6 protein-coding genes are annotated in these 7101 nt (G+C 65.4%); 2 read left to right on the top strand and 4 right to left on the bottom strand.

Annotation, left to right across the window (positions count from 1 at the left end):
• Positions 1–114 precede the first annotated feature (114 nt).
• The 3 genes from VI480_RS05265 to VI480_RS05255 form a co-directional block, all read right to left on the bottom strand.
• Positions 115–366 (bottom strand): hypothetical protein, encoded by a 252-nt coding sequence (locus tag VI480_RS05265; protein WP_323671773.1) that lies wholly within the window; start codon positions 364–366, stop codon positions 115–117.
• Positions 367–473: 107 nt separating this feature from the next.
• Complete coding sequence (locus VI480_RS05260; RefSeq protein ID WP_323671772.1) at positions 474–3617, bottom strand: AAA family ATPase; 3144 nt, start codon at positions 3615–3617, stop codon at positions 474–476.
• Positions 3614–4249: an exonuclease SbcCD subunit D gene (locus tag VI480_RS05255; RefSeq protein WP_323671771.1), complete on the bottom strand. Its 636-nt coding sequence runs from the start codon at positions 4247–4249 to the stop codon at positions 3614–3616. The genes VI480_RS05260 and VI480_RS05255 overlap by 4 nt, the downstream gene beginning before the upstream one ends.
• Before the next feature lie 437 nt (positions 4250–4686).
• On the opposite strand from VI480_RS05255, the gene VI480_RS05250 reads away from it, so the two are divergent.
• Positions 4687–5544, top strand: coding sequence for an SMP-30/gluconolactonase/LRE family protein (locus VI480_RS05250; protein WP_323671770.1), 858 nt, complete (start codon positions 4687–4689; stop codon positions 5542–5544).
• A gap of 73 nt (positions 5545–5617) precedes the next feature.
• A complete protein-coding gene (locus VI480_RS05245; protein WP_323671769.1) occupies positions 5618–6385 on the top strand; it encodes an alpha/beta hydrolase in 768 nt (255 codons plus the stop codon).
• On the opposite strand, the gene VI480_RS05240 is transcribed toward VI480_RS05245, so the two are convergent.
• On the bottom strand, positions 6318–7097 hold the full coding sequence (locus VI480_RS05240; protein ID WP_416246642.1) for an SDR family NAD(P)-dependent oxidoreductase: 780 nt from the start codon (positions 7095–7097) through the stop codon (positions 6318–6320). The genes VI480_RS05245 and VI480_RS05240 overlap by 68 nt on opposite strands.
• Positions 7098–7101 lie beyond the last annotated feature (4 nt).

Here is a 7101-nt window from a genome sequence, read left to right as displayed (position 1 = left end):
CACGCAAGCCCCAGCGATCAGCTGGGCCTCCGTCGCTGTCCCAAGAAACCGCCCTGTTCCCGTAGCTCGCGCCGTCGGGCATCGGCGTTGCACGCCGAGAGGCGAGCCGGATAGTCAGCCAACCGACCCGATTGCGGCGTCGAGCTGCATGGCGTCGAACGCATCCCAGGGGACTGGCTGGGCCAGCGGTTCGCCGTTGGCGAGTAGGTCGGGCACGATGTCGTCCACCAGAGCGCGGATGCCGCGAAGGCACTCCGCCTGCGTGGGTGCAATGTGACTGACGAGTAGGAATCCGTTGCACGCGCCGACCCAAGCGCCGTCATCGTCGGACCACGACGCTCGAAACTTGTACCGAGGCTCATTCATTGCTGGTCTCCATCCGGTCGACAGCACGCAAAATCTGATGCACTTGGTAGGGCTTCGCGTCCCCGCGATGGTTCTGAATGTCCAATTGGCCTGTGCGGACACGGAAGTTAGACCTCGGAGAATGCTCCCACGTTGATCTCCGAGCCGCTGTCGGTCGGGCGGACCTCAATGCCAGTCCGGATGCGCTCACGCAGTTCGGCGACGTGACTGATGAGGCCGACGGCACGGCCGCCTTCGCGTAGGCGATCCAATTCGTCCATCGCAAGTTGCAGCGCTTCGCTGTCGAGGGATCCGAAGCCTTCGTCAACGAAGAGAACCTCAAGGCGTACTCCGCCGGTGCGGGCAGCAACCACGTCGGCGACGCCCAGCGCCAGCGCCAGCGACGCCTGGAATGTCTCACCGCCTGAAAGAGTGGAGGCCTCGCGCTCTCTGCCTGTGTAGGCGTCGCGAACGCGCAGGCCCAGCCCTCCCTTGGCACCGTGTCGTTCTTGATCGCGGTAAACGCCGAGCCGGAACCTGCCGCTCGTCATCGTGCTGAGTCGGCGATTGGCAAAGTCGCATATCTGCTCCAGGTAGGCCGACAGGATCCAGCGTTGCAGTGACACCTTCGGGGACAGTCGTCCGTCGCAGCGGTTGGCGACGGTGGTCCAGAGTTCAGCATCTTCGAATGCTTCGGCGTACTTGCCGTTCATCGCGCGATGCTCGGCAGCCCATCCGTGAATCGCGGCGCTGGCACCCGCAATACTGGCGTGACGATTTCTGGCGATCCGGGCCACCTCGCCAGCGGATTCCGCGGCCTCCCGAGTGGCGTCTGTATCGGGTCGATCATCCGGAAGGTCTTGCAAGTCGTTTGCACTGAGGTCGTGTTCGGTGACGCGTCTCGCGTTGTCGTGGCTCTCCACGTCACTTCGCAACCGGTCACGATCCGCACTGGAGAGCAGTGCGGATCGAGCCTCATCGGAGGTGCGAAAGGGAGACGCTTCAAGCTGCGCTGTGACGGTGTCGGCCAGTGCGTCAAGCGCGGTTCGGGCGCTCGCATGTCGTCCAACGGACTCTTGCAAGTCGCTGAGACATGACTTGACGGCTTCGAGACCGACGATGGCTTCGTTGAAGTCGACATCACCGATCGACTGGCTGATCTTCGATCTCAGACTCTCGGCTGCACCCGCTGCCATCTTGGCCGCAGAGAGAGCGAGCGCCGCTGCAGTCGCGGCTTCGCCCGACTGTCGTCGCGCCGAATCCGCCTTGCCTTGGAGATCCGCAACCGCCTCCTGCAGTGCTGGCCGTTCGCCGGCCAACTCAGCGGCATCTGCCAATTCAGCAGCAGCCGATGCAGCGTGGCTAGCCGCAGTGTCAGGATCATCGGCGACGTCGCCTGCGCGTCCGCGCATTGTGTTCATGCTGGAGCTGATGCTCTGCAGGTTCTCGCCTGCGAGCTTCTCGGCTTCGACTGCGCGCTCGACGGCAGCCGAGACTGCTTCGAGCTGCTCCGCGCTTACGGCGTTTTCAGCGGGCTCGGGCGGGGTCGGGTGTTCTGTCGATCCGCAGACGGGGCACGGCAAACCATCGGCCAACTCGCCAGCGAGTACTGCGGCGATGCCGTCGAGGTATTGATGACGCAAGTCGAGTTCTTCGTTGCGGCGCTCAATGGTTGCCTCTCTGGCGACGCGCAAGTTCTCGGTCGCAGAGCTGAATTCTGGGATCAGCGCCTGGAGATCGGCTGCCGCTGCAGCGCGTTCATGTGCGCCTGCGGCGATGTCCCTGAGTCCTGATACTCGATCAGCGGCTGACGTTGCCTCGCTCAGTCTCTCTTCAGCTTCGTCCTTCTCGGCGTCGTGCTCATGGGCGGCATTGTCCAACTGCCGTTGCCGTTCGAGATGGTCCTCGGCGGATTCTCGTTGAGCAGCGGCATCCGATTCCCGTTGGCTTGCCGTGCAGGCGTCTTCAACGAATTCGCTGAGCTTGTCCAAGTGGAGCGCGATCTGCGTGCGAACTTGGGTGAGGCGGTTCTGCAACGCTGGGTCGTCTGTGGGCGGGATGGCGACATCGTCAGGGAGGCTCGGCGCTCCGGCCAATTTCTCCCGCAGTGCTGCGTAGTGCTCCCGCACCTCCTCAGCACACTGAGTGAATTCATCGCGCCTGTTCTTCTCGTCATCGAGCACCTGCCGCAGCACTTCGGCGGCGTCGGCACGGTCAAGGGACTTCCGTTGGGCGTTGATGCTGGACTCGGCGTCGACGAGCCTGTTCAGCTCCTGCCGAAGACTCTCCCGCCGATCCCACCGTTCAGCGAGCTGCACTGTTTCGCCGTGATGGTCACTCGCCGAACTGTGCGCTGCCACAGCAGCTTCTTCAGCATCACCAGCGCTCGCAGCGGCCGACTGCGCTCGATCGACGAGATCGTCGAACTGGTCCTGATCGGCGGGCCATGGCGTGTCGGTCGACTCGCCGGTGTTTGCCCCGTCGGCAGAACCGTCATCTAACCCGTCAGGTGGTCCGTCGCTGTCGACAGCCAACAACACCGTCCCGGCCTGCCGCTGGTTGGTCAGATCGTGAGCGGCAGGCGATCCGAGGTCGTCTTCGTTTGGAAGCACCTCGCGCCAGCGATCGGCGGCCGTGAGGCGCAGACCCCTGAGTCGCAGTTCGAAGTCCGTTGATGTTGCTCGACGTTGCTTCGCCTGATCGTCCAGCCAGCCGACGGCCGACTTGTAGACCGAAGTGTCGAACAGAGTCTGCAACAGTCTCTCCCGTTCTTCGGAACCGGATCGAAGCACCTCGGCGAAGCGTCCTTGGGGGAGCAGGACGACCTGCTGGAACTGTGAAGCCGTAAGGCCGAGCAGTTGCTCGACTCTTGGGTTGACTTCATCCTTCATCTTCCGCGCGACCGGCTGCCACATGCCGTCGACGAGCTGTTCGAGAGTGGCGCTGGCCTGCTCCACTGTGGTTCCGCTGCCGCGTTTCACGGCGCGTTCGTGCAACGGTATACGGCGTATGCGCCAGCGTTCGCCTTGGGCGGCGAACTCCAGCTCGACCCAAGGTGACACCTCATGCGGGCGCTGGTCGGAGGGGAGAGGGCGTTCTCCCGGGGCCTTGCCGTAGAGCGCGAAGCACAGGGCGTCGAGCAGAAATGTCTTGCCGCCGCCAGTGGGGCCCCAGATCAGAAAGAGCGCATCGGTTACGAGCTTGTCGAAGTCGATCTCTATTTCACCGGGGTAGGGGCCCAAGGCGCGGAACGCGAGGCGGTGGGGTCTCATCGGCGCTCGTCACTGACAGCCGCAGCGGCAACAGCGCTTGCCAGCACCTCTCGTTCCGGCTGCGTTGCATCACGGCCGTGCTGGTCGCTCCAGAATCGCAGGGTGAGTTCGCTTGCTGTCTCAGCGCTCGCCACGGCATTCGCGATGTCCGTGCCTCCGGGTGCAAGACGCCCGTCGGGCATGTGTTCGAGCACAACTGCGTGCGGGAAACGCTTCTGCAGGCGCGCCATGGCTTGGAGGGGCAGTTCGTCGTCGGTGAGTCGAACACGCACACGGGCCGCTTCTGTGTCGGCGAGTTCGGGGTTCTCGAGCAGATCAGCGAAACGGCCTGTCAGGGTGCGCAGCGGGCGACCGACGCCGAGCGGCACCACCTCCGTGCTGCAGCGGCCGGCGGCGTCCATCTCGACGATGCGCACCGACTTGGTGCTGCCTTCCTCGGAGAACGAGTACGGCAGCGGGCTGCCTGAGTAGGCGATCCGGCCGTTGTCAAAATCCTGGCTCCGATGCAGGTGGCCGAGAGCCACGTAGTCGAAACCGTCGAACGCAGACAAGCCGACGCGGTCGATGCTGCCGAGGCTGAGCGCTCGTTCGGAGTCAGTCTCGGTGCCGCCGGCGACGAAGGTGTGTGCCACCACGACTGTGCGTATCGGGCCGGCAGCGGAGGCATGCCGACGGATCAGCGCAGTTGCTTGATCAGTGACTTTGTCATGGCTGGCGCGTCGGGACTCCTGGTGATCTGCGTCGCCGGTACAACCTGTCGTTGCTCTGCGAGCAGCGATTCGCCGTGGAAGCTCCGACCGAGATGCCAATCCGAGGTGTGCAAGATTCGCACGGCTGCACAGTACCGAGGGCGTGTGACAGCCAGTTCGGAATATCGAGATACCTGATTGCCAGGACGCTGGGGCTTCGTTGATTCGCCAGCGCAATGCCGGCTCTCGTCGCGCTCGTTGGATGTCCGCTCACCGCGGGTCGACGGGTCGGGTCCGCCCGGTGGGAGGGCGCGCGTGTTGGTTAGTGTCCGCACACTGCGAGTGATGCTGTAGCCGACCGATGGCGGGGGGAGAGCCAAGTGAGTGACGGGTTCGAGTTGGATCTGCTGAGTTCCGGATGGGGGCTGATCGAAGGTCCCAGAGTCGACGAGCACGACAACTTCTATTTCTCTGACGTGCCCAACGGCGGCGTGCGCCGGCTGAGGCCCGACGGCGAGATCGAGATCGTGGTCCCAAAGCGTCGGGGCGTCGGCGGCATGGTGCTGCACGCCGACGGCGGTGTTGTGGTGAGCGGTCGCAACATCCAGCACGTCACCGACGCCGGCTCCGAAGTGCTGTTCGCTCCCGATGTCGCCGGTTTCAACGACATGCACACTGACGCGCTGGGACGCGTCTACGTCGGCTCATTGCGGCGCAACCCGTTCGACGAGTCATCCCCCGACGAGGCGGGCGAGCTGTACCGCATCAACCTGGACGGCTCGACCGACGAGGTGTATGGCGACGTCCAGCTCACCAACGGCATCGGCTTCTCACCCGATGGCACCCGGCTCTATCACTCCGACAGCATTCCAGGCCGGGTCTGGGTGTCTGACGTCGACGGCGATGTCGTATCGAATCGACGCGAGTTCGTGGCCGAGCGCAAGGTGCCCGACGGACTCGCGGTGGATGTCGACGGCGGCGTGTGGGTTGCGCTGGCCGAAGGCGGCCGGGTGCAGCGCTACACGCCAGACGGCGAGCCCGATCTCGCCGTGCCGGTGCCCGACCAATTTGTCACCAGCGTCTGCTTCGGCGGCGCCGACATGCGCGACCTGTACATCGTGACCGGCGGCAGTACGGCCGATGCCCTCGGCGCGGCCGGCGGCGGGTGCATCTTCCGCACCCGTGCGCCGGTGGCCGGCGTGCCGACCCCGCTCGCCCGGGTGCGCCCTGCATCCTGAGCGCCGGTTCCATGAACGCCTCGAGTTCCGACTGCACCCGCTGTCCGGCGAAGCTGCTCACGAGGTCGGCGCCATGAGCGCCTCGAGTTCCGTTTTCTCCTGGTCCTATGGCCGCCATGGCGCGCCGGTGCTGCTGTGCCTGCACGGCATCGGATCATGCGCCGATGCGTTCTTGGGCCAGCGCCCGCTCGCCGAACGCTTGGGCGTGCGGCTGGTGGCGTGGGATGCCCCCGGATACCGGCATTCGGCAGACCCCGCCGCAGCGCCGGGAATCGATGGTTGGGCTGATGCGGCGGCGGCCCTGATTGTCGCCGAGTCAGATGGCCCTGCCGCGGTGCTGGGTGTCTCGTGGGGCGGCGTCACGGCGACTAGGCTGGTCCTGCGGCATCCCGAGCTGGTCTCGGCGTTGATCCTGGCCGATTCCAGTGCCGGCGCCGGTACCAAGCCCGAGCAAGCGGAGGCTATGCGGGCGCGAGCAACGGACTTCGTCGATCTGGGGCCCGAAGGCTTCGCCGCTGCCCGTGCGCAACGGCTTGTAGGCCCAGATGCCAGCAACGAGCTGCGTGCGCATGTGGCCGAGATGATGGTGCCTTCGATTCGCATGCCCTGCTACCAGTGGGCCTGCGACTCCATGGCCGAGTCGAATCACTACCCCGACTTGGGGCGCATCACGGCGCCGACGCTGGTGGGCCGGCGCCGGCCACCTCGCCAACCAGGAGCAGGCCGAGGCGTTCAACGACGCCATCGCCGACTTCCTGGCGTGACAGTGCAGCTCAGCGGGGAGGCAGCCGGATGCCGCCGTCGACGCGGATCACTTCGCCGTTCATGTACGGGTTGGTGATGCACTCCATGACCATGAAGGCGAGCTCCTCGCCGTAGCCCAGACGCTTGGGAAACAGCACGCTCTGGCCCAGATGCGCCTTGAACTGCTCAGACTGCTCGCCCTCGCCGTAGATCGGCGTGTCGATGAGGCCCGGCGCGATCGTGTTGACGCGAATGCCGGTGGCGGACAGGTCGCGGGCGATCGGCAGGGTCATGCCCACCACGCCGCCCTTGGAAGCAGAGTAGGCGGCCTGGCCGATCTGGCCGTCGAAGGCCGCGACCGACGCCATGTTGACCACCGCGCCGCGTGAGCCGTCGCTGTCGACCGGCTCGGTCTTGGCCATGGCCGATGCCGCCTGGGCGAGCATGTTGAACGAGCCGATCAGGTTCACATTGATCACGAATCGAAACTGCTCCAAATCCATCGGCACGTTGTTGCGATCGATGGTGCGCCCGGCCCTGCCTAGGCCGGCCGAGTTGACCAGCGCACGCAGCGGGCCCATCTCCGATGCGGCATCCACAGCGGCACCGGCGTCGTCGATGCTGGTGACGTCGCAGCGCACGAACAGGCCGCCGACCGATGAGGCCACCTCGGCGCCGAGGTCGTCCTGCAAGTCGGCGATGACCACGTGGGCACCGGCGTCGGCGAGCTGGCGAGCGCTGGCCTCGCCGATGCCCGACGCGCCGCCGGTCACGATTGCTGAGGCTCCGCTGAGTTCGAGACGCGGCATCTGG

The sequence above is a fragment of the Candidatus Poriferisodalis multihospitum genome (genome assembly GCF_028283155.1).
Classification (GTDB): Bacteria; Actinomycetota; Acidimicrobiia; order Acidimicrobiales; family Poriferisodalaceae; genus Poriferisodalis; species Poriferisodalis multihospitum.
This window is presented reverse-complemented; position numbering and strand designations above follow the sequence as displayed.